The sequence below is a fragment of the Pseudomonas sp. 008 genome, from assembly GCF_016861935.1.
Taxonomy (GTDB): Bacteria; Pseudomonadota; Gammaproteobacteria; order Pseudomonadales; family Pseudomonadaceae; genus Aquipseudomonas.
Genome location: NZ_BOMA01000014.1, coordinates 18,036 through 38,230, shown reverse-complemented (window position 1 = coordinate 38,230; position 20,195 = coordinate 18,036). Strand labels below are relative to the sequence as shown.

Genomic DNA, 20,195 nt, shown 5'->3' with positions numbered 1-20,195 from the left:
TCAAGGCATCAACACTTCAATCGCCCCATCCGCTGTCATGCTGACCTGGCTGGTGCCGGCTTCAACTTCTGGCGTCACCGGTGCCGAATCCATGCCGGCGGCGGCTTTCATCATCATCGGCCCGCGCATGTACGGTTGTGGATAGCCGTTGCTGTTGAGGTTCAGGTTGACGATTTTGTAGCTCTTGCCGCCCAGGGCGTCGGTGGCCAGTTGGGCGCGGGACTTGAAGGCAGTCACGGCTTCTTTGAGCAGGGCGTCTTCGCTGGCTTTGCGGGTTGGCGTCGCGATGGCGAAGTCCATGCCGCCCATTTTCAGGTCGGTGAGCAATTCGCCGGTGAGTTTGGACAAGGCGGCGAAGTCCGAGCTTTCCAGGCGCAGTTCGGCGCGTTCACGCCAGCCGGTGATTTTCTGACCCTTGGTGTCGTAGATCGGGTAGCTGTTGCGGCTGCCCTGACGCAGGGTGATGTCCTTGACCTGTTTGGCCTGGGCCAGCGCCTTGTTCATGGTGGTGCTGACGTCGGCGGCGAGTTTGGCCGGGTCGGTGTTTTGTTCTTCGGTGTAGAGGGTCACGATCATCAGGTCGCGGGCCACTTCCTGGCTGACTTCGGCGCGCAGGGAGATCTGGTTGTAATGCAGTTCGTCGACGGCCAGGGCCGGGAGGCTGGCGGCGGTGCCAATGCTTAAGGCAAGAAGGGCGGCGCTGCGGCGCAATGTGTGCATGAAAAGCTCCTTGGACGATGCGCAGGGGTTAGGGTCCGAACCTGCGTGAAACCATCAGACTCTAGCTTCAATGGTCCGTTTCGCACAGTTACAACTTCTATACAGATGGAATGCTGGTGATCCTGTGGCGAGGGGGCTTGCCCTGTTCGGCTGCGCAGCAGTCGCCATTCGGCAGATACAGTATGCAGGATCAAAACGCGGTGGCAGGTTTGGGACTGCTTCGCAGTCCAACGGGGGCAAGCCCCCTCGCCACAGGGGCACTCGTCACAAAAGAGCCTGTGGTCGTTTGCCGCACTTTCGCCTCTCATGCCCGTGGCTTGGTTATACTCCGTGCGATCCGCCTGGAGCGCTCATCAGGAGAGCTCATGCTCGCCCCCGTACAATTGACTTCCGCCACTCGCCAGAACCTCTGGCGGCTGACTTTCATCCGGATTCTGGTGCTCGCCGCCCAGGCCGGCTCCGTGGGCCTGGCCTACTGGCTCCAACTGCTGCCGTTGCCGTGGGTGCCACTGGCGATGACCCTGGGCTGTTCGACGCTGTTGTGTGTGTTCACCGCCGTGCGCCTGCGCACTTCGTGGCCGGTTACCGAGCTTGAATACGCCCTGCAACTGGCCTGCGACCTGTTTATCCACAGTGCCTTGTTGTATTTCTCCGGTGGTTCGACCAACCCGTTCGTCTCTTATTACCTGGTGCCGCTGACCATCGCCGCCGTGACGCTGCCGTGGCGCTATTCGGTGATTCTGTCCGGCATCGCTTTGGCGCTGTATACGTTGCTGCTGGCGCGGTTCTATCCGCTGGAAACCTTCCCGATCGCCCGGGAGAACCTGCAGATCTATGGCATGTGGCTGAGCTTCGCCTTGGCTGCCGCCGTCATCACCTTCTTTGCTGCACGCATGGCGGAAGAGCTGCGTCGGCAGGAAGAGCTGCGCGCGATCCGTCGCGAAGAAGGCCTGCGCGATCAGCAATTACTGGCCGTCGCGACTCAGGCTGCCGGTGCCGCCCATGAACTGGGTACGCCGCTGGCGACCATGAGCGTGTTGCTCAAAGAGATGCAGCAGGATCACCCCGATCCGATGTTGCAGGACGATCTGAAGGTTTTGCAGGATCAGGTCAAGTTGTGCAAGGAAACCTTGCAGCAACTGGTGCGCGCCGCCGAGGCCAACCGTCGTATGGCGGTGGAGATGCAGGATGTCACCGACTGGCTCGACGAAGCGCTCAACCGCTGGCACCTGATGCGTCCTGAGGCCAGTTATCGCTTCCAGCGTCTGGGCCAGGGCACGGTGCCGCGCATGGCGCCGCCGCCGGATTTGACTCAAGCGCTGTTGAACCTGCTGAACAACGCCGCCGATGCCTGCCCTGAAGGCTTGCAAGTGACCCTGGACTGGACCGCCGAAGACCTGACCATCAGCATTCGCGACCATGGCGCCGGTGTGCCGCTGGCTATCGCCGAGCAGATCGGCAAACCGTTTTTTACCACCAAGGGCAAAGGTTTCGGCCTGGGCCTGTTTTTGAGCAAGGCCAGCGTGACACGCGCCGGCGGCTCAGTGAAACTCTACAGTCATGAGGAAGGTGGCACGCTCACCGAGCTGCGCCTGCCCCGTGTCGCCCGAGGAGACGAACATGAGTGAAGAGATCCAAGTTGAAGGCGAAGAACTGCCGCATTTGCTGCTGGTAGACGATGATGCAACCTTCACCCGCGTGATGGCCCGCGCCATGGCCCGTCGTGGTTTTCGCGTCAGCACCGCAGGTTCCGCCGAAGAGGGCCTGACCATCGCCCAGGCCGATATACCTGATTACGCCGCGCTGGACCTGAAAATGGACGGCGATTCGGGCCTGGTGTTGCTGCCCAAGCTGCTCGAACTCGACCCGGACATGCGCGTGGTGATCCTCACCGGTTACTCGAGCATTGCCACCGCCGTCGAGGCGATCAAGCGCGGCGCCTGCAATTACCTGTGCAAGCCGGCGGATGCCGATGATGTGCTGGCCGCGCTGCTCTCCGAGCACGCCGACCTCGACAGCCTGGTGCCGGAAAACCCGATGTCCGTGGACCGTCTCCAGTGGGAGCACATCCAGCGCGTCCTGACCGAGCACGAAGGCAACATCTCCGCCACCGCCCGTGCCCTGGGCATGCACCGCCGCACGCTGCAGCGCAAACTGCAGAAGCGCCCGGTCCGTCGCTGAACGAGCGCTGAACGGTTATCGCCAGCCCTCGCGATCACACGAGCCGATCATTTATGATCGGTTCTTGTGTGTTCTTTTCTTTATTGAGCCTTATTCATGAATCAGAGCGCTGAATATTCCGCGGTCAACGATGCTGTGCGCGGGCAGTTTTTTCGCAAAGTGTGGGCGATGACCACGCCTTACTGGCACAGCGAAGAGAAGGGCAAGGCCTGGACGCTGTTGATCGCCGTGATCGCGCTGTCGCTGTTCAGCGTGGGGCTTTCGGTGTGGTTCAACACTTGGTACAAGGATTTTTACAACGCCCTGCAACAAAAGGATGAAGCGGCGTTCTGGCGGCTGATTCTGTATTTTTGCGGGATCGCGGCGGTGGCGATTGTCGGCGCAGTGTACCGGCTCTATCTGACCCAGATGCTGACCATTCGCTGGCGGGCCTGGCTCACCGAAAAGCACTTCGCCCGTTGGCTCGAAAACAAGAATTACTACCAGCTGGAGCAGGGCGGTTACACCGATAACCCGGACCAGCGGATTTCCGAAGACCTCAATAAATTCACCACTAACACGTTGGGCCTGGGCCTGGGCTTGATCCGTAACGTCGTCAGCCTGGTGTCGTTCTCGATCATTTTGTGGGGTGTGTCGGGCAGCATCGAAGTATTGGGCTTCACGATTCCCGGCTACATGTTCTGGTGCGCGCTGGTTTATGCCGCCGTCGGCAGCTGGCTGACGCATGTGATTGGTCGTCGCTTGATCGGCCTCAACAACAACCAGCAACGTTTCGAAGCCGACTTGCGTTTCTCCATGGTGCGGGTCCGCGAAAATGCCGAAAGCATTGCGCTGTACAACGGCGAACCCAACGAGAACCGTCGTCTGAGCAGCCGTTTCGGCCTGGTCTGGCATAACTTTTGGGACATCATGAAAGTGTCCAAACGCCTGACTTTTTTCACCTCCGGTTATGCCCAGATCGCAATCATTTTCCCGTTCATGGTCGCGGCACCGCGCTATTTCGCCGGCAAGATCGAGCTCGGTGAACTGATGCAAATCAATTCGGCATTCGGCAACGTGCAGGAGAGTTTCAGCTGGTTCATCACTGCATACCAGGACCTCGCCGAGTGGCGCGCCACCTGTGATCGTCTGCTGAGTTTCCGTCAGGCCATGACCGACAACGAAGAGCGCGCGCCGGCCATCGATGTGCAGAATCAGGGTTCGGCACTACGGGTGCATAACCTTGGTCTTGACCTCGCTGACGGTCGTCATTTGCTGACCAATGCCGACATGACCGTGGAGGAGGGCGAGCGCGTCATGCTCAGCGGTCGTTCCGGCAGCGGCAAATCGACCTTGCTGCGAGCCATGGGGCACCTTTGGCCTACTGGCCACGGCAGCATCCGCCTGCCGACGGCGCATTGTCTGTTCCTGCCGCAAAAGCCCTATCTGCCGATTGGCAGCCTGCGCGAGGCGTTGAGTTATCCACAGCCGGGCGACACCTACCCGCACGAGCGCTACGTCCACGTGCTGGAAACCTGCCGCTTGCCGCACCTGGTTTCGCGTCTGGATGAAGCCAATCACTGGCAGCGCATGCTTTCGCCGGGTGAACAGCAACGCCTGGCCTTCGCCCGTGCGCTGCTGTATGCGCCGCAATGGCTGTACATGGACGAAGCCACCTCGGCGATGGATGAAGAGGATGAAGCGTCGCTGTATCAGGCGTTGATCGATGAGTTGCCGGGGTTGAGCATTGTCAGCGTCGGCCATCGCAGCAGCCTGAAACGTTTCCATCCACGGCATGTGCGCATCGAGAATGGACACCTCGTGGACCAGGCCGTCACTGCCTGAACACCACTAGCCCCTGTGGGAGCGTGGCTTGCCCGCGATGAACGATAATGCGGTTCTTAATCGGAACCGCGTGATGGCCATCGCGGGCAAGCCATGCGCCCACAGGTCACCGGTGATCGTACAACCCGCATGCGCTATGATGCGGTTTCAGCCGTTTTTTCGAGACAGATGTTCACCATGGAAAACCCGATCGACGCACCTCGCCTCCCTCGCAAGCGCCGCAGCCTCGCACAGGAGTTGGTCACGGTGTTGTCCGAGCAGATCCGCGACGGTCAGCTCAAGCGTGGCGACAAGTTGCCCACCGAGTCGGCGATCATGAATGCCCATGGCGTCAGCCGCACCGTGGTGCGTGAAGCGATCTCCCGTTTGCAGGCCGCAGGACAAGTGGAAACCCGTCACGGCATCGGCACCTTCGTGCTCGACACCCCGAGCCCGAGCGGTTTTCGCATCGACCCGGCGACCGTGGTGACCTTGCGCGATGTATTGGCGATTCTGGAACTGCGCATCAGCCTGGAAGTGGAGTCCGCCGGCCTTGCCGCGCAACGTCGCAGCCCGGAGCAGTTAGCGGCGATGCGTGAGGCGCTGGACGCCTTAAACGAAAGTGCCGCCCACGCCGGCGATGCCGTGGCGTCGGACTTCCAGTTCCACCTGCAAATCGCCCTGGCCACCGGCAACCGCTACTTCACCGACATCATGACCCACTTGGGCACCAGCATCATTCCGCGCACACGCCTCAACTCCGCGCGCCTGGCCCATGACGACCAGCAGCACTACATGAGTCGCCTGAGCCGTGAACACGAAGAGATTTACGATGCGATTGCCCGCCAGGATTCCGATGCAGCGCGGGCGGCGATGCGCTTGCACCTGACCAATAGCCGTGAGCGGCTGCGTCAGGCGCATGAAGAGGCGCAGGCGCAGCGCGGCTAGGCGTATGGATCTTCTACCTCGACCGTTTTGTAATCGACATACTCAACGGAGTTGTTCAGCAATACCTTGAATATCTTCAGGGTGATTTTCCAGTACTGACGGGGCAGTGTTTCAAACTCGACGATGTCGCCTTCGCTTACATGCAGGTCAAAATCTGATGACAGCTCTTGAGCTGCATGTTTGGTTTCGACAGGAAAGTAAAACCTGTGGATTGTGCTCATGAGGTATTCGCCTATGCAGTGATTGACTGCCCGATTAGGCCTCGGAGGCAGAAGGTTCGAAACTGTAAGAAATAACAGTACCGACGAGCGGATTGTCGGCATTCACCAATCTTCCGATGCGTAATCTGCGCTTAACCCTCTATGCGAAACAACAGTGGTTCCGAACACGGCTCCATACTGGACTCATCCGCGAACTTGTAACGTAATTCGACTTGTTTGTTCAGGTACTTTTTCAGCTCTGCCTTGGGGATCTGCAGTTCAATCCCCGTCAGTTTCACCGCATCGTCGCTGGCGTCGTCCCAGACGCCGGTGGGTTCTTCTGGACCTGTCCAGTCAGGGCTTTGCGCATCTACCCCGAGGATCAGATAGACATACCAGCTCGGGGGGATTTCGGCTGAATCCGGGATGCTGACGTTCAGTGTGTCGCTCACGCTCGATAACTTCACGGTTGCTTTTTCAGGTTCGTGAGTCAGGCGCTGAGGAAGAATGGGCGGGGCAAAAGTCATGAGGGTTCGCTCTCCGTGCGAGATTGGCCATGATTCATTCACGGCGATCCTTTCACTGTAGGAGCCTCTTGCGAGGTGTGTTGAAAACGATCATGACCAACCGTTTCCGGTTGTGATGGCTGACATTCCCACACCATGGCGCGGGAATGCCGGCTGTGGAGGGCTTAGCCTTTTGTCAGGATTGAGCGATCCACTCTCACCGCCAACTCAATGGCCCCCGGCCTCGCGTCGAACGTTACGTTCCCGCGCTCATCCGCAACCGCCCGGGAGATCGTTACGCCCTTCGATAGTAACTCCAGCGGTGCACCCTTGAGCGATTGGCCCGAGACCAGTTCCAGTTTCAATTTGATTGTCATCAGTGATGTCCTTATCTGTTATTGGCTGGCGAATTAACAGCGCCGGTCGGGTGATAGTCCTTGAGCAGCAGATACGTGCTCCAGCCCCACCAATCATCCACGGTGGCGGTGTCGTTCAGGTTGTTGACGTCCTTGCGCCGCAACACCTTGTTGCCCTCGACCCTGAACAGTGGCGAGAAATTGCCTGCCGGGCTCAGCACCGCTTGCAGGTCAGGCAGATTTTTCAAAGCAGCAAAGCTGCCGGGCGACGGCGCAACGCCACTTAGATACGCCGCGAACACCTCATCCGCAGACACTTGAACCGCTTGATTCACCTGCGTGCGGTTAGCACTGTCGATCGCATCGAAATAGCGCTTGTCGCCATAGGAGCGCCAGCGATCACCGTTGCCATTGCGCACATTGAGGCCGAACTTGCTGTCTTCGTCGTGCATAAAACGGGTGATCAACGAGCCCAGATCACTCGGCGTGACCGCCGCCGCCAACTGTTTGCGCGGTACTCGCAAATGCCCGGCGGAGAATAGGTCGGTGAGGGAATGATCGGCAAAAGCGTTCATCGCATAGGCCAGTTCCAGCTGCTTTTCATCGCCACTGTTGTGGGCCAGCACGGCTTGTTGCAACGCGGCCGTATGCCCGGCGACGTAAGCCAACAACGCCCATTCGCCAAAGTGGTCGGCATTGTTGGCGGCCAGTTTCAGGTAACGCCCCAAAGGGAACAGCGCCGAGACGAAACTGCCGCCGCCGGTGATCTTGTTCCACTCTTCCGACAACGTATCTCCGAGGGCCTCATAAGCCTCGTGAGGCTGTTTACCGTCCTTGATCGCCTGATTGACCGCGGCGATTTCCTTTTGCATCACACCGAGAATCAGCTTCGCCTCAGCGTTTGAGGTCGGCAGCACCGCCAGAGAGTTGAAGGCGTTGGTAAAGCGCTGGATTCGCTCTTGGGCTGTTGCGCCTTCGTTGATCGGTTGCTCGGGAATTCCATAAAAATCACCCCCCAGCGCGATCACCTGACCATAGGTCAATGCCAGGCCATTGGGCAGATGCAATTCCACCTGCCAGGCCGGCAGCGCGGGTGCATCCTTGACGAAACGCAGCAGGGTGCTGTCGCCGATTGCAGTATGTTCTGCCCCCTCGAACCTCAACCGGGGCAGGTCTTTGCGTGGATCTTTCGGTGCTACGGGCAGCAGGTCACGGCGCTGATGTTTGGGGTGGTGATGACTTCCAGCGGTGAGTTTAAGCGCGTCGCCGTCACCGGAAATGGCGATACCGTGCGCGGTAAAAAGATCATCCAGATCGGCAATGACCTGTCGGGTATTTTCCTTCGGTTGTGCGTGTAGACCTGACATTTCTAGCTCCTTGATATGTCATGGGCAAAGTTCAATTTAACTGTATGTATATACAGTTGCCTGAATCATAGATGAGAAATTTCCTACGTCAAGGAATTACCTTTTCTGACTCAAATGCTGAGAGCGGCGATGAAATGCAGTTGACGGTTGTATTTTAAGTTGTACGATGACCTACAACTTCGGCGAAGGCTGAACGGTTTTCTCACACAACGTTGCTACCCAGGGTGTTCGAATAATGAATCCACAAGAACTGAAGTCCATCCTCTCTTCCGGCTTGCTGTCGTTCCCGGTCACCGACTTCAATGCTCAGGGCGATTTCCATCGCGCGGGCTACATCAAGCGTCTCGAGTGGCTGGCCCCATACGGCGCCTCGGCGTTGTTCGCCGCAGGCGGTACCGGTGAGTTCTTCTCTCTGGCGGCCAGCGAGTATTCGGAAATCATCAAGACTGCGGTCGACACCTGCGCCAGCAGCGTGCCAATCCTCGCCGGTGTCGGTGGTTCGACCCGCCAGGCTATCGAGTACGCTCAGGAAGCCGAGCGCCTGGGCGCCAAAGGCCTGTTGCTGCTGCCGCACTATCTGACCGAAGCCAGCCAGGACGGCGTTGCCGCCCACGTTGAAGCCGTGTGCAAATCGGTAAAAATCGGTGTGGTGGTCTACAACCGCAACGTCTGCCGCCTGACCGCGCCACTGCTGGAACGACTGGCCGAGCGCTGCCCGAACCTGATCGGCTACAAGGATGGCCTGGGCGATATCGAGCTGATGGTGTCGATCCGTCGCCGCCTCGGCGATCGTTTCAGCTACTTGGGCGGCTTGCCGACTGCTGAAGTCTACGCCGCGGCCTACAAGGCTTTGGGCGTACCGGTTTATTCCTCGGCGGTGTTCAACTTCATCCCGAAAACCGCGATGGATTTCTACCACGCCATTGCTCGCGAAGATCACGCCACCGTCGGCAAGATCATTGATGACTTCTTCCTGCCGTACCTGGATATCCGCAACCGCAAGGCCGGTTACGCGGTGAGCATCGTCAAGGCCGGGGCAAAAATTGCCGGCTATGACGCAGGCCCGGTGCGTGCACCGCTGACCGATCTGACGGGCGAAGAGTACGAAATGCTCGCAGCGCTGATCGACAAGCAGGGCGCGCAGTAACGCTCGATAAAACCAGGGCCGCTGAGCAATCAGCGGCTTTTTGTGTGAGGACTTCTTTTAAAAGGTGCAAGCCGTGGCTGATTTGAAGCGTTACGACAATTACATCGGTGGCCAGTGGGTCGCCGGCGCCGACTATTCCAGCAACATCAACCCGTCGGAATTGACCGACACCATCGGTGACTACGCCAAGGCCGATCTGGCTCAGGTCAACGCCGCCATCGATGCCGCCCGCGCCGCGTTCCCGGCGTGGTCCACTTCCGGTATTCAGGCTCGCCATGACGCGCTGGATAAAGTCGGCAGCGAAATCCTCGCCCGTCGCGAAGAACTCGGCACGTTGCTGGCCCGGGAAGAGGGCAAGACCCTGCCCGAAGCCATCGGCGAGGTGACCCGCGCCGGCAACATTTTCAAGTTCTTCGCCGGTGAATGCCTGCGCCTGTCGGGTGACTACGTGCCGTCGGTGCGTCCGGGCGTCAATGTCGAAGTCACTCGCGAAGCGCTGGGCGTGGTCGGCCTGATCACGCCATGGAACTTCCCGATCGCGATCCCGGCGTGGAAAATCGCTCCGGCTTTGGCTTACGGCAACTGCGTGGTGCTGAAACCGGCGGATCTGGTGCCGGGCTGTGCCTGGGCACTGGCGGAAATCATCTCCCGCGCAGGTTTCCCGGCTGGCGTGTTCAACCTGGTGATGGGCAGCGGTCGAGTGGTCGGCGAGGCGCTGGTCAACAGCCCGAAAGTCGATGGCATCAGCTTCACCGGTTCGGTCGGCGTGGGCCGGCAGATCGCGGTCAATTGCGTATCGCGCCAGGCCAAGGTGCAGCTGGAGATGGGCGGCAAGAACCCGCAGATCATTCTCGACGACGCCGACCTCAAGCAAGCGGTCGAGCTGTCGGTGCAGAGCGCGTTCTACTCCACCGGCCAGCGTTGCACCGCGTCGAGCCGTCTCATCGTCACCGCCGGGATTCACGACAAATTCGTCGAAGCCATGGCCGAGCGCATGAAGTCGATCAAGGTCGGTCATGCGTTGAAGTCCGGCACCGACATCGGTCCAGTGGTCTCGCAAGCGCAGCTGGAACAGGACTTGAAGTACATCGACATCGGCCAGTCCGAAGGTGCGCGTCTGGTCAGCGGCGGTGGTCTGGTGACGTGCGACACCGAGGGCTACTTCCTCGCCCCGACGCTGTTTGCCGACAGCGAAGCCGCCATGCGCATCAGCCGTGAAGAGATCTTCGGCCCGGTGGCCAATATCGTGCGTGTAGCCGATTACGAAGCAGCGCTGGAGATGGCCAACGACACCGAATTCGGTCTGTCGGCGGGCATCGCCACTACGTCGCTGAAGTATGCCAACCACTTCAAGCGCCATTCCCAGGCCGGGATGGTGATGGTCAACCTGCCGACCGCCGGCGTGGATTACCACGTTCCGTTCGGTGGGCGTAAAGGTTCATCCTATGGTTCACGTGAGCAAGGTCGCTATGCGCAAGAGTTCTACACGGTCGTAAAAACTGCCTACGTCGGTTCCTGATACACCGCAATACCTGTAGGCGTCGGCTCCCATAAAAGCCGGCGCCTGCAAATAAATCGTTATTACCCGCATAAAAATAATCAGTGGGAGTACATCTACAATGCAATCGACCAAGCCGACTCACGTCCGCTATTTGATCCTGCTCATGCTGTTTCTGGTGACCACGATCAACTACGCCGACCGGGCCACCATCGCGATCGCTGGCTCCAGCCTGCAAAAAGACCTCGGCATCGACGCGGTCACCCTCGGTTACATCTTCTCCGCATTCGGTTGGGCCTACGTGGCCGGGCAAATTCCCGGTGGCTGGCTGCTGGACCGGTTCGGTTCGAAAAAAGTCTATGCCCTGAGCATCTTTACCTGGTCGCTGTTCACCGTGCTGCAAGGCTATGTCGGTGAGTTCGGGCTTTCCACCGCCGTTGTCGCGCTGTTCATGCTGCGCTTTCTGGTGGGCCTGGCCGAAGCGCCATCCTTCCCCGGTAACGCACGCATCGTAGCGGCGTGGTTCCCGACCGCAGAGCGCGGCACCGCCTCGGCGATCTTCAACTCGGCGCAATACTTCGCCACCGTACTGTTTGCACCGCTGATGGGCTGGATCGTCTACAGCTTCGGCTGGCAGCACGTGTTCATCGTCATGGGTGTGATCGGCATCATCTTCTCGGGGATCTGGCTGAAAGTTATCCACAGTCCGCGCCAGCACCCGATGATCAACGACGCCGAGTTCAAGCACATCGCCGACAACGGCGGCATGGTCGACATGGACCAGGACAAGGGCAAAGGCAAAAAGGTCGACGGTCCGAAGTGGGACTACATCCGCCAGTTGCTGACCAACCGCATGATGCTCGGTGTGTACCTGGGCCAGTACTGCATCAATGGCATCACCTACTTCTTCCTGACCTGGTTTCCGGTGTACCTGGTGCAGGAACGCGGAATGACCATCCTCAAGGCCGGTTTCATTGCCTCGCTGCCGGCGATCTGCGGGTTTATCGGTGGCGTGCTCGGCGGGGTGATTTCTGACTATCTACTGCGCAAGGGCCACTCGCTGACCTTCGCTCGCAAGGCGCCGATCATCGCCGGTCTGCTGGTTTCCAGCAGTATCGTGGCTTGCAACTATGTCGATATTGAATGGATGGTGGTCGGCTTCATGGCCTTGGCCTTCTTCGGCAAAGGTGTGGGCGCATTGGGCTGGGCGGTGGTGTCCGATACCTCGCCGAAACAGATCGCCGGTTTGAGTGGTGGCCTGTTCAACATGTTCGGCAACATCGCATCGATCACCACGCCGATTGTCATTGGCTACATCATCAGCTCCACCGGCTCGTTCAAGTGGGCGCTGGTGTTCGTCGGTTGCAACGCGTTGGTCGCGGTATTCAGCTACCTGGTGATCGTTGGCCCGATCAAACGCGTTGTGCTCAAAGAGCCGCCGGCCAGCGGTCCTGAAACGAACAGCAAGTTATCTGAAGCGCATTCCTGAGGAGCGGCGTCATGCAGTTGATTGAACATTCCGACTCGCCGCGCTACATCCGCCTGCACGAGCGGGACAACGTAGTGATCGTGGTCAATGACCAAGGCGTGCCGGCCGGTACCGAATTTCCGGACGGCCTGGTCACCGTGGACTTCGTGCCGCAGAGCCACAAGGTCACCCTTGAGGACATTCCCGAGGGCGGCCAGGTGATTCGGTACGGCCAGACGATCGGCTACGCGTTGCAGCCGATTCCTCGCGGCAGCTGGGTCAAGGAAGATCAACTGCGCATGCCCACCGCGCCACCGCTGGACAGCTTGCCGCTGTCCACCGAAGTGCCGGTCGCGCAGGCACCGCTGGAAGGCTTCACCTTCGAGGGCTATCGCAACGCCGACGGCACCGTCGGCACGCGCAACATTCTCGGCATCACCACCACCGTGCAGTGCGTCACCGGCGTGCTGGATCACGCGGTAAAACGCATCAAGGACGAGTTGCTGCCCAAGTACCCGAACGTCGATGACGTGGTGGCGCTGACCCACAGTTACGGCTGTGGCGTGGCGATCACCGCCACCGACGCGTACATCCCGATCCGCACCGTGCGCAATCTGGCGCGCAACCCGAACCTGGGGGGCGAGGCGCTGGTGATCAGCCTGGGCTGCGAGAAATTGCAGGCCGGGCAGGTGATGCATGAGAACGACAGCTCGGTGGATTTGAGCGAGCCGTGGTTGTATCGCTTGCAGGATTCCAGTCACGGTTTCACCGAGATGATCGAGCAGATCATGGCGCTGGCCGAGACCCGTTTGAAGAAGCTCGATCAACGCCGCCGGGAAACCGTACCGGCGTCCGAGCTGATCCTCGGCATGCAGTGCGGCGGCAGTGATGCGTTCTCCGGGATCACCGCCAACCCGGCCCTGGGCTATGCCTCGGACCTGTTGCTGCGGGCCGGTGCGACAGTGATGTTTTCCGAAGTCACCGAAGTGCGCGATGCGATTTATCTACTGACGTCCCGGGCGGAAACCGAAGAAGTCGCTCAGGAACTGGTGCGGGAAATGGACTGGTACGACCGTTACCTGGCCAAGGGCGAAGCGGATCGCAGCGCCAACACCACGCCGGGGAACAAGAAGGGCGGGTTGTCGAACATTGTCGAGAAGTCCTTGGGCTCGATCGTCAAGTCCGGCAGCAGTGCGATCAACGGGGTGCTTGGCCCTGGGGAACGGTTCAAGCGCAAAGGGCTGATTTTCTGTGCGACCCCGGCCAGTGATTTTGTCTGCGGGACGTTGCAGTTGGCGGCGGGGATGAACCTGCATGTGTTCACCACCGGGCGTGGTACGCCTTATGGGTTGGCGATGGCGCCAGTGGTGAAGGTCTCGACCCGCACAGAGCTGGCGCAGCGCTGGCCGGACCTGATCGACATCGATGCCGGGCGGATTGCCACCGGGCGGGCATCGATCGAAGACCTCGGCTGGGAGTTGTTCCACTACTACCTGGACGTGGCCAGCGGCAAGAAACAGACGTGGGCGGAGCAGCACAAGCTGCATAACGACATCACCTTGTTCAACCCGGCGCCGATCACGTAAGGCAGGGGTATCGTTCATCGCGGGCTTGTCCGCGAAGGGGCCTTGGAACTGACCGAAGGTTTCAAGAATGTACCCATCAATAAAAAGGCCGCGATCCATATTGGATCGCGGCCTTTTTATTGGCTTCGATTCAGGCGTCAGACCGCATCCAGCTCCGGTTCGTCCGCCTGGATGTTAACGGTTGCTTTCACTTCATCGTGACGACGGATGAACTTCCAGTCCGCCTCGTCGATGTAGATACCGTTCGGGCCGCTGCCGCCTTCCAGGTCGATGGCGACGCTGGCGCAGACTTGCGGCTTCACACTCGCCAGGATCGGCACGAAGCCCAGTTGCAGGCTGGTTTCCAACAGCGCTGCCTGGTTCTTCTCGTCGATGTCCGCTGCTTCGTCGAGGTAGTACGGCAGGCGCACGCGACCAGCCTGGTCGCGGTCCATCAAGTGCAGCAACAAGTACATGTTGGTCAGCGCCTTGATGGTCATGGTGGTGCCGTTGGACGCCGCGCCGTCGATGTCGGTGTGGATCACCGGTTGGCCATTGACCTTGGTGATCTCGAACGCCAGCTCGAACAGATCCTTGAGACCGAGCTGGTTGTGGTTGGCCGCCACCAGCCGTGCCAGGTATTCCTTGGCTTCTTCGTTCTTGTTGTCCTGCTCGGCGCTTTGGCTCAAGTCGAAGACGGAGAGGGTTTCGCCTTCTTCGTACTGACCGGCGCTGTGGATGATCTGGTCAATGTGCTTGAGCGCTTCCTTGTTCGGCGCGAGCACGATACGGAAGCTCTGCAGGTTGGAGACCTGACGTTTGTTGATCTCGCGGTTGAACAGCGCCAGTTGATGTTCGAGGCTGTCGTAGTCGCTGCGGATGTTGCGCAGGGTCCGGGCGATGTCGGTAACCGCCGCGCGACGCGCCTTGCCGAGGGTCAGGGCTTCATCGGTGCGGTGTGCGTACGCGTTGATCAGCAGTTGCAGGCGACGTTCCATATCGTCTTCGCTGTCGAACTTGGCCACACCCTTCAGGCGAACCTGCGCGTAGAGCGCGTCGATCTGCCCGTCAGCCCGCAGCAGGCCTTGCCAGCTGTCCTGATAGTCATTGAGCAATGGCAGCAGGTTGTCCATGGAGTCGTCGACCGGGTCCATGAACGGCGTGCCGAACGGCAGGTCGGCCGGCAACAGCTGACGGCGGCGCAGTGCATCGTCGAGGGTGCGTTGCTTGGCTTCCATGTCGCCGATCTGCCGGCCAACCAATTGCAGCTTGGCCGACAGCTGCTGGACGCGTTCGGTGAAGGCATCGCTGGAGCGTTTCAACTCGTCCTGGGCGGCTTCCATCTGCGCCAGTTGCTCAAGCTTGTCGCCTTCCTCGGCGCTCAGGGTTTGCGCGCGGCGGAAGTCTTCCAGGGCTTTCTGCGCATCCAGCACCTGTTGGTACAGCGCCTCGGTCTGGGTCTTGCTCGCGGCACGGTCGGCGGCTACGGCTTGTTGGGTCTTCAGTTGCTTGAGTTCTTTGTCCAGACGCTCTTTCTGATCGCGCAGTGCCGCACGGTCGGCCAGGGCTTGCAGGGCCGGCGGCTCGATGTGCGACAGGTCGATGGACAGGCCCGGCACTTCGAAGCGCTCGCCTTTGAAGCCATCGAGGATCAGCTCCATGGATTTGACCCATTCACCGTCCTCATCCAGCGCGATGCCGTGTTCGCCCAATGGCAGGCTGAACAGCGCGCTGTTGAACAGCCGCATCAGGCGCTCGACGTCCTGCTGCGAGAACTCTTCGCGCAGACGGGCGTAGCTGTTGTTGTCGGCGTGATCGAGTTGTTGCTTCACCGATTTCAGGCGTTTTTCCAGATCCCGCAGACGCTCTTCCAGGTCTTCGGCCGAGAACTGCCGCGACTGGGCCAGCGCACCGGCCAGTTCATCGTGCGCGTCCTTGGCGGCGAGCAATTGCTGTTCGAGGACTTTGACGTCATCGACCAGGGCGAAGCGATGCTTGAGCACCGACAATTCGCCGAGCCAGCGCTGGATGCCGGTGATTTCCCGTTCCAGGCGCATCAGCTCTTGAGTGCCACCGCGTTGATCGTTTTGCAGGGCGTCCTGCTCGTTGCGGTAGTGCTCGGCCTGAATCGTCAGTTCTTCTTTGCGCGCACTGGCGTAGTCCGACCAGGTGCCGAGCAGGGAGTCGAGCAGCGGCGACAGGCGATGCAGTTTGCCGCGCAAGATATCCCGCTGTTTCACGCCGTTGGCCAAGGCCTCGACCAAGGGGCCGGCCGCGACTAGCGAGTTGTAGTCCTGCTCCATGCGGCGTACATCGCGGAACGCTTCTTCGCACGCGGCGATGTAATCGACGCTGCCGGAACGCAGGCTGTGTTCGAAGGCATCGAGGAATAGCTGCTTGAGCTTGGCCGCGGTGATTTCACGCATGTGCAGCAAGTTGATGAACAGGGCGCGGAAGGTCTTCAGGCTCTGCTCACTGGTGGAGCGCAGCGGGATCAGCGTCAGGTCGAGCGGAATCGAGGTGTGGCCGCCCACCAGCAAACGACGCAGTTCATCCGGCTTGAGTTCGTAGGCTTTCAGGCCTTCGCGCTCAAGATTGGTGAACAGCTCTTTCTGCCGCAGGCAGGTGTCGTCTTTCTGATAATGAGCCAGGTCGAGTTTGCCGGCGTAGGCGAAGAACTGGTGGCCGAAACCACCACCCGGGCCGCGACCGACCACGCCGATCACGTGGGGGCCGTGGGGCAGGGAGACTTCGACGAGGATGTAACTGGTGTCCGAGGCGAAGTAGAAACGCCGGGATTGTTCCAGGCTGTACTTGCCGAAACTCATGTCCGACATACGCGCCAGGATCGGGAACTGCAAGGCGTTGATCGAGGCGGACTTACCAAGGTTGTTCGCACCGTAGACCGACAGCGGCTCTTCCAGCGGGAACAGGCCGAGGCTGTAACCGGCGGTGTTCAAAAGGGCAAAGCGGCGAATGCCGTAGCGTTCCTTGCTCATGCGTCGGTCTCCTGTTCTTCGGCAATGGCGCGGGCCAGGGCGTCTTCTTCGCTTTCTTCTGCAAAGTCACTCAAGTCGAGCGGGTCGTCGGTCTGCAGCAGCTTCTCATCGCTGTCTTCGTCGATCAGCACCGGCGCTGGCAACGGCAGTACGCTGTGCAGGCTGGCGGCCAGGTCGCGGTCCTGCTGGACCGACAGGCAGACATCGAGGAAGCGGTGCATTGGCGGCAGGAAACGGTAGACACCGTTTTCTTCGCCGGCGAAACCGAGCTGAGTCATGCGGCGCATGATCTTTTCTTCGAGTTCTTCGACGGTCTGCACTTCGGCCTGAATAAACAGGTCGCGGTACTTCTCCAGCAGCGATGGCAATTCATCGCGACCGAGGCTGCCACCGTCGAGCACCGCGATCGGGTCACGGCCCTGATCGGCCAGGTGTTCGACGAGGATGAAGGTGAACAGCGCCAGACGTTGCGCCGTCTTGTTTACCGCCGCCGCGGCCAGGTCCGGCACGAAGTAGTAGAAACCACGGGTATCGCAGACCAGTTCAAAGCCCAATGCCTTGAACAGCGTGCGGTACTGGTCCTGGAAGTTCGACAGTTGGGCGTACAGCTCCGGGTCGCGGCGGCTGACGTGGTAGCCCTTGAACAGCTCGCGAAAGATCGGCGCCAGCTGGGACAGTTCGGATAGATCAAGATGCATTTGGGATGCTCGCAGAATCCTCGGCGGCGGTGTCGCGGGCCGAGAGCAGGGCGAAGGAGCGCAGGCTGACCTGGTGCTCGTGAGTGTGGTAATCGCGGCGTTCCAGACGCTCGCGCTTGAAGCGTTTTTCCCGCGACAGGCGCGAGAACCAATAGAGCAATTCGTCGGTGGCGCCGTCCGGCTCCTGCTCCAGCAGCCAGCTCATCAGGTCCGGCATCGGCAGGGCATCTTCGCAACGTTCGAGCATTTCCCGAACCGTGCGTGGCGCGCGCGGGGCTTCGCCTTTCTGGGTCTTGTGGGCCTTGGGGAAACGCGCCGGTTTCGGCTCGAAACGGGCCAGGGCGTAGACATAGGCTTCGACCTGGCTGGCACTGCCGAGGAAGGTGCTTTGCGGGCGGGTGAACAGCGGCATCGCGGCTTGCGGCACCGCATCGATGCCTTTACGACGAATGGCCGACAACGCCAGGGCTGCGCCACGGGTCACGGCGTTATGCCGGCGTGCTTCTTCGCGCAGCGGCAGCAGCAGCTCGCGGGCGTGACGCAGGGTCAACTGGGCGCTGGTCTGCATTTCGAGGATGCGCGCGTGGGTGCGCAGCAGCATGTCGTCGTCGACCAGATGGCCGAGGCGCTGCTGTTCGGTGAGCATGCGCAACAACACGTTCTCAACCTTGCGCACGCCTTGTTCGAAGGCGCCGTCGGCATTCACCAGCTGAATCATCGGTTCGACGTATTCGTCCCAGGTCGCCAGCACTTCAGCATAACGCTGACGCAGCGGAATCTGTCGGTCGCTGGTCTTGGCCCGTTCGGCGACGGCCACCAAGGCCTGTTCGTCGTTGGCGAGTTTCTTCAGCACGTCCCGCACGCGCATGTCGAGCAGGCGCAACTGGCGCGCCAGATCGTTGCCGTCGCGAATGTCGAAGGCGTCCTGGATGTAACCGGCCAGGCGTTCGAGGTGGCGCAGATAGGCTTCGATTTCCAGGCACAGGCCCAGACGGTGCTCACGGCGCAGGTAAGCGAGGAAGTCATGGATCTGCGCGTTGAGCTCGAAACGGTTCGGGCTTTTCGCCACGGGAACCAGAATGTCGAGGCGAATCCACACGTCCAGCAGGCTGGTGATGTCCTGCGGTGTGCTGTCCAGTTGCTGGGCGGCCAACTGTGAACGCAGTTCGTTGAGGCTCAGGGTGCCTTGGTCGAAGTGCTCGCACAGTGGCTCCAGAAGTGCCCAGTGTTCAGCGAGGGCGCGCAAGACGCGCTTGGGTTCGATCATCGGAATGGCCGGCTGGTTGGCAATTAAAAGCCGCGATTGTACTTCATCGCAGCCGTGTCGATTCACTCTCGGGATGGGCTGTCGCTTCTTCTATCGGTGAAGTCTATCGATCAAGCGTGGGCGATCTTGAGCGAAGGGCGGTAGAATCACCGCACTTTAGTTATCCACAAGTGGCCGACCTTTGCTTATCGAGTCCCGTCGCCGCGCTTATTTGACCGCCATGCAGGTGGTCAACTGGCTGCCGCGCACCGAATTGCCCTTTGCTGCGCCATCGCGGCCCGAGTTGCTGGAGACGCCTGAACCGTTGGTCGTCGCCCCGGTGACGCCTGCTCCGGTAGCGCAAACGCCCGTGGAACCCGCGGCCAAACCGGCCGAGCGGGTGAAAATCGAGGTGCCACGGCCGACGCCATCGGCTGGAAAACCAGCAAGCAAAGCGACGCAAGAGAGCGAAGAGGCACCGCTCGTCGCCAAGGCTGCGCCAGTGCCGCCGCCGCGTTTCGCCCTGCAATTGCTGCGAGCCGGTCGCTGCCTGTTGCTGGTGGAGTTACCCACAGGCGAAACTTTCCAGACCCGCGATCCCGCTTATCTGTTGCTCAAAGACATGCTGCGCGCCGCCGGTCTGCCGGACAGCCCGCAGATCGTCGGCGAGCCGGTGCGCTGGCCGTTGCTGGCTCGCGGCACCATGGACCAAGGGCCGGAAGCGGCTCGGGATTTCGTACAAGGTTTTCTGTCGGCCCGCCTGGAAGACGCACCGTGCGTCTGCCTGTGGCTGATCGGCCTGCCGGCGGTGCGTTTTGCCGGTGAGGCCAACGCCGAATCCTTCAACCGTGAACTTCAGGTCGAAGGCCTGGGGTCGGTCTGGGCCTTGCCGGGCCTGGAGTTATTAATGGAAGAGCCACAGCGTAAGGCTGATGTCTGGCAAGCCATGCGTCGGCTGATGGCGCGTTGGAAAGAATCGAATGAGTGACGCTGTATCGTTCCGCCCGATGACCGAGGCGGACCTGGACGCTGTACTGAAAATCGAATACGCGGCCTACAGCCATCCCTGGACCCGCGGGATTTTTCTCGATGGCCTGGGCAAGTACCAGATCTGGCTGATGTTCGAAGGGCAGCAGCAGGTCGGTCATGGCGTAGTGCAGATCATCCTTGATGAGGCGCATCTGCTGAACATCACCGTCAAACCGGAAAATCAGGGCCGCGGCCTGGGCTTGACGCTGCTGGAGCATTTGATGTCGATTGCCTACAAGGCTGAGGCGCGGGAATGTTTCCTGGAAGTGCGCGACAGCAACCGGGCGGCGTTTCGGTTGTATGAGCGGTATGGGTTTAACGAGATCGGGCGTCGGCGGGATTACTACCCGGCGGTTGGCGGGCGAGAAGATGCCGTGGTGATGGCCTGCACCTTGGTCGATTGATCGTTTCTAAAGGCTTCGCGGGCAAGGCTCGCCCGCGAAGGCGTCTTCACGGACGTCAAC

18 protein-coding genes are annotated in these 20,195 nt (G+C 60.3%); 10 read left to right on the top strand and 8 right to left on the bottom strand.

The genetic code is table 11. The features are described from left to right. A complete protein-coding gene (locus tag JUI81_RS24650) occupies nucleotides 1-720 on the bottom strand; it encodes an SIMPL domain-containing protein (RefSeq protein WP_028939882.1) in 720 nt (239 codons plus the stop codon). A gap of 365 nt (nucleotides 721-1,085) precedes the next feature. Between JUI81_RS24650 and JUI81_RS24645 the strand changes: the two genes are divergently transcribed. The 4 genes from JUI81_RS24645 to JUI81_RS24630 all read left to right on the top strand — a co-directional run bounded on the left by JUI81_RS24645 (nucleotide 1,086) and on the right by JUI81_RS24630 (nucleotide 5,652). Then, nucleotides 1,086-2,348, top strand: coding sequence for an ATP-binding protein (locus tag JUI81_RS24645; RefSeq protein ID WP_019582419.1), 1,263 nt, complete (start codon nucleotides 1,086-1,088; stop codon nucleotides 2,346-2,348). Continuing rightward, nucleotides 2,341-2,901 carry a response regulator transcription factor gene (locus JUI81_RS24640; protein WP_019582418.1) on the top strand — a complete coding sequence of 187 codons (561 nt, stop codon included), beginning with the start codon at nucleotides 2,341-2,343 and terminating at the stop codon, nucleotides 2,899-2,901. Before JUI81_RS24645 ends, JUI81_RS24640 begins: the two co-directional genes overlap by 8 nt. Before the next feature lie 96 nt (nucleotides 2,902-2,997). Beyond that, a complete protein-coding gene (locus tag JUI81_RS24635; RefSeq protein ID WP_019582417.1) occupies nucleotides 2,998-4,725 on the top strand; it encodes an ABC transporter ATP-binding protein/permease in 1,728 nt (575 codons plus the stop codon). Between the two features lie 177 nt (nucleotides 4,726-4,902). Further along, entirely contained in the window at nucleotides 4,903-5,652 is a 750-nt protein-coding gene (locus tag JUI81_RS24630; protein WP_026346018.1) for a FadR/GntR family transcriptional regulator, read from the top strand. On the opposite strand, the gene JUI81_RS24625 is transcribed toward JUI81_RS24630, so the two are convergent. The 4 genes from JUI81_RS24625 to JUI81_RS24610 form a co-directional block, all read right to left on the bottom strand. After that, nucleotides 5,649-5,873 (bottom strand): hypothetical protein, encoded by a 225-nt coding sequence (locus tag JUI81_RS24625; RefSeq protein WP_019582415.1) that lies wholly within the window; start codon nucleotides 5,871-5,873, stop codon nucleotides 5,649-5,651. The genes JUI81_RS24630 and JUI81_RS24625 overlap by 4 nt on opposite strands. Before the next feature lie 131 nt (nucleotides 5,874-6,004). Further along, nucleotides 6,005-6,379 carry a hypothetical protein gene (locus JUI81_RS24620; RefSeq protein ID WP_028939880.1) on the bottom strand — a complete coding sequence of 125 codons (375 nt, stop codon included), beginning with the start codon at nucleotides 6,377-6,379 and terminating at the stop codon, nucleotides 6,005-6,007. 164 nt (nucleotides 6,380-6,543) lie between these two features. Further along, a complete protein-coding gene (locus tag JUI81_RS24615; protein ID WP_019582413.1) occupies nucleotides 6,544-6,735 on the bottom strand; it encodes a hypothetical protein in 192 nt (63 codons plus the stop codon). Nucleotides 6,736-6,746: 11 nt separating this feature from the next. Continuing rightward, entirely contained in the window at nucleotides 6,747-8,081 is a 1,335-nt protein-coding gene (locus JUI81_RS24610; RefSeq protein WP_204125231.1) for a phospholipase, read from the bottom strand. Nucleotides 8,082-8,316: 235 nt separating this feature from the next. Between JUI81_RS24610 and kdgD the strand changes: the two genes are divergently transcribed. From kdgD to garD, 4 genes are all read left to right on the top strand, one after another. Next, on the top strand, nucleotides 8,317-9,228 hold the full coding sequence (gene kdgD / locus JUI81_RS24605; protein WP_007939720.1) for a 5-dehydro-4-deoxyglucarate dehydratase: 912 nt from the start codon (nucleotides 8,317-8,319) through the stop codon (nucleotides 9,226-9,228). Nucleotides 9,229-9,301: 73 nt separating this feature from the next. Next, nucleotides 9,302-10,747, top strand: coding sequence for an aldehyde dehydrogenase family protein (locus JUI81_RS24600; RefSeq protein WP_019582410.1), 1,446 nt, complete (start codon nucleotides 9,302-9,304; stop codon nucleotides 10,745-10,747). 100 nt (nucleotides 10,748-10,847) lie between these two features. Further along, on the top strand, nucleotides 10,848-12,215 hold the full coding sequence (locus tag JUI81_RS24595) for an MFS transporter (RefSeq protein WP_204125230.1): 1,368 nt from the start codon (nucleotides 10,848-10,850) through the stop codon (nucleotides 12,213-12,215). Between the two features lie 11 nt (nucleotides 12,216-12,226). After that, nucleotides 12,227-13,780 (top strand): galactarate dehydratase, encoded by a 1,554-nt coding sequence (gene garD, locus JUI81_RS24590; protein ID WP_204125229.1) that lies wholly within the window; start codon nucleotides 12,227-12,229, stop codon nucleotides 13,778-13,780. A gap of 137 nt (nucleotides 13,781-13,917) precedes the next feature. On the opposite strand, the gene mksF is transcribed toward garD, so the two are convergent. From mksF to mksB, 3 genes are read right to left on the bottom strand one after another with little or no spacing between them, the layout of a single operon-like run. After that, nucleotides 13,918-16,758: an Mks condensin complex protein MksF gene (mksF, locus tag JUI81_RS24585; protein WP_018929533.1), complete on the bottom strand. Its 2,841-nt coding sequence runs from the start codon at nucleotides 16,756-16,758 to the stop codon at nucleotides 13,918-13,920. Next, nucleotides 16,755-17,456 (bottom strand): Mks condensin complex protein MksE, encoded by a 702-nt coding sequence (gene mksE / locus JUI81_RS24580; RefSeq protein WP_019582408.1) that lies wholly within the window; start codon nucleotides 17,454-17,456, stop codon nucleotides 16,755-16,757. The genes mksF and mksE overlap by 4 nt, the downstream gene beginning before the upstream one ends. Beyond that, entirely contained in the window at nucleotides 17,446-18,723 is a 1,278-nt protein-coding gene (gene mksB / locus JUI81_RS24575) for an Mks condensin complex protein MksB (protein WP_007939726.1), read from the bottom strand. The genes mksE and mksB overlap by 11 nt, the downstream gene beginning before the upstream one ends. A gap of 220 nt (nucleotides 18,724-18,943) precedes the next feature. Here mksB and JUI81_RS24570 point away from each other — a divergent pair, with 220 nt between their 5' ends. After that, nucleotides 18,944-19,690, top strand: coding sequence for a hypothetical protein (locus JUI81_RS24570; RefSeq protein ID WP_028939875.1), 747 nt, complete (start codon nucleotides 18,944-18,946; stop codon nucleotides 19,688-19,690). Next, the gene (gene rimI / locus JUI81_RS24565; RefSeq protein ID WP_018929537.1) at nucleotides 19,683-20,135 is read left to right on the top strand and encodes a ribosomal protein S18-alanine N-acetyltransferase; all 453 of its coding nucleotides are present in this window, start codon (nucleotides 19,683-19,685) and stop codon (nucleotides 20,133-20,135) included. The genes JUI81_RS24570 and rimI overlap by 8 nt, the downstream gene beginning before the upstream one ends. The last annotated feature ends 60 nt before the right edge of the window (nucleotides 20,136-20,195 follow it).

Excerpts from the sequence above, each read along its gene's own strand:
- JUI81_RS24650 (WP_028939882.1), bottom strand. The coding sequence starts at position 720 with ATGCACACATTGCGCCGCAGCGCCGCCCTTCTTGCCTTAAGCATTGGC.
- JUI81_RS24645 (WP_019582419.1), top strand. The coding sequence starts at position 1,086 with ATGCTCGCCCCCGTACAATTGACTTCCGCCACTCGCCAGAACCTCTGG.
- JUI81_RS24640 (WP_019582418.1), top strand. The coding sequence starts at position 2,341 with ATGAGTGAAGAGATCCAAGTTGAAGGCGAAGAACTGCCGCATTTGCTG.
- JUI81_RS24635 (WP_019582417.1), top strand. The coding sequence starts at position 2,998 with ATGAATCAGAGCGCTGAATATTCCGCGGTCAACGATGCTGTGCGCGGG.
- JUI81_RS24630 (WP_026346018.1), top strand. The coding sequence starts at position 4,903 with ATGGAAAACCCGATCGACGCACCTCGCCTCCCTCGCAAGCGCCGCAGC.
- JUI81_RS24625 (WP_019582415.1), bottom strand. The coding sequence starts at position 5,873 with ATGAGCACAATCCACAGGTTTTACTTTCCTGTCGAAACCAAACATGCA.
- JUI81_RS24620 (WP_028939880.1), bottom strand. The coding sequence starts at position 6,379 with ATGACTTTTGCCCCGCCCATTCTTCCTCAGCGCCTGACTCACGAACCT.
- JUI81_RS24615 (WP_019582413.1), bottom strand. The coding sequence starts at position 6,735 with ATGACAATCAAATTGAAACTGGAACTGGTCTCGGGCCAATCGCTCAAG.
- JUI81_RS24610 (WP_204125231.1), bottom strand. The coding sequence starts at position 8,081 with ATGTCAGGTCTACACGCACAACCGAAGGAAAATACCCGACAGGTCATT.
- kdgD (WP_007939720.1), top strand. The coding sequence starts at position 8,317 with ATGAATCCACAAGAACTGAAGTCCATCCTCTCTTCCGGCTTGCTGTCG.
- JUI81_RS24595 (WP_204125230.1), top strand. The coding sequence starts at position 10,848 with ATGCAATCGACCAAGCCGACTCACGTCCGCTATTTGATCCTGCTCATG.
- garD (WP_204125229.1), top strand. The coding sequence starts at position 12,227 with ATGCAGTTGATTGAACATTCCGACTCGCCGCGCTACATCCGCCTGCAC.
- mksF (WP_018929533.1), bottom strand. The coding sequence starts at position 16,758 with ATGAGCAAGGAACGCTACGGCATTCGCCGCTTTGCCCTTTTGAACACC.
- mksE (WP_019582408.1), bottom strand. The coding sequence starts at position 17,456 with ATGCATCTTGATCTATCCGAACTGTCCCAGCTGGCGCCGATCTTTCGC.
- mksB (WP_007939726.1), bottom strand. The coding sequence starts at position 18,723 with ATGATCGAACCCAAGCGCGTCTTGCGCGCCCTCGCTGAACACTGGGCA.
- JUI81_RS24570 (WP_028939875.1), top strand. The coding sequence starts at position 18,944 with ATGCAGGTGGTCAACTGGCTGCCGCGCACCGAATTGCCCTTTGCTGCG.
- rimI (WP_018929537.1), top strand. The coding sequence starts at position 19,683 with ATGAGTGACGCTGTATCGTTCCGCCCGATGACCGAGGCGGACCTGGAC.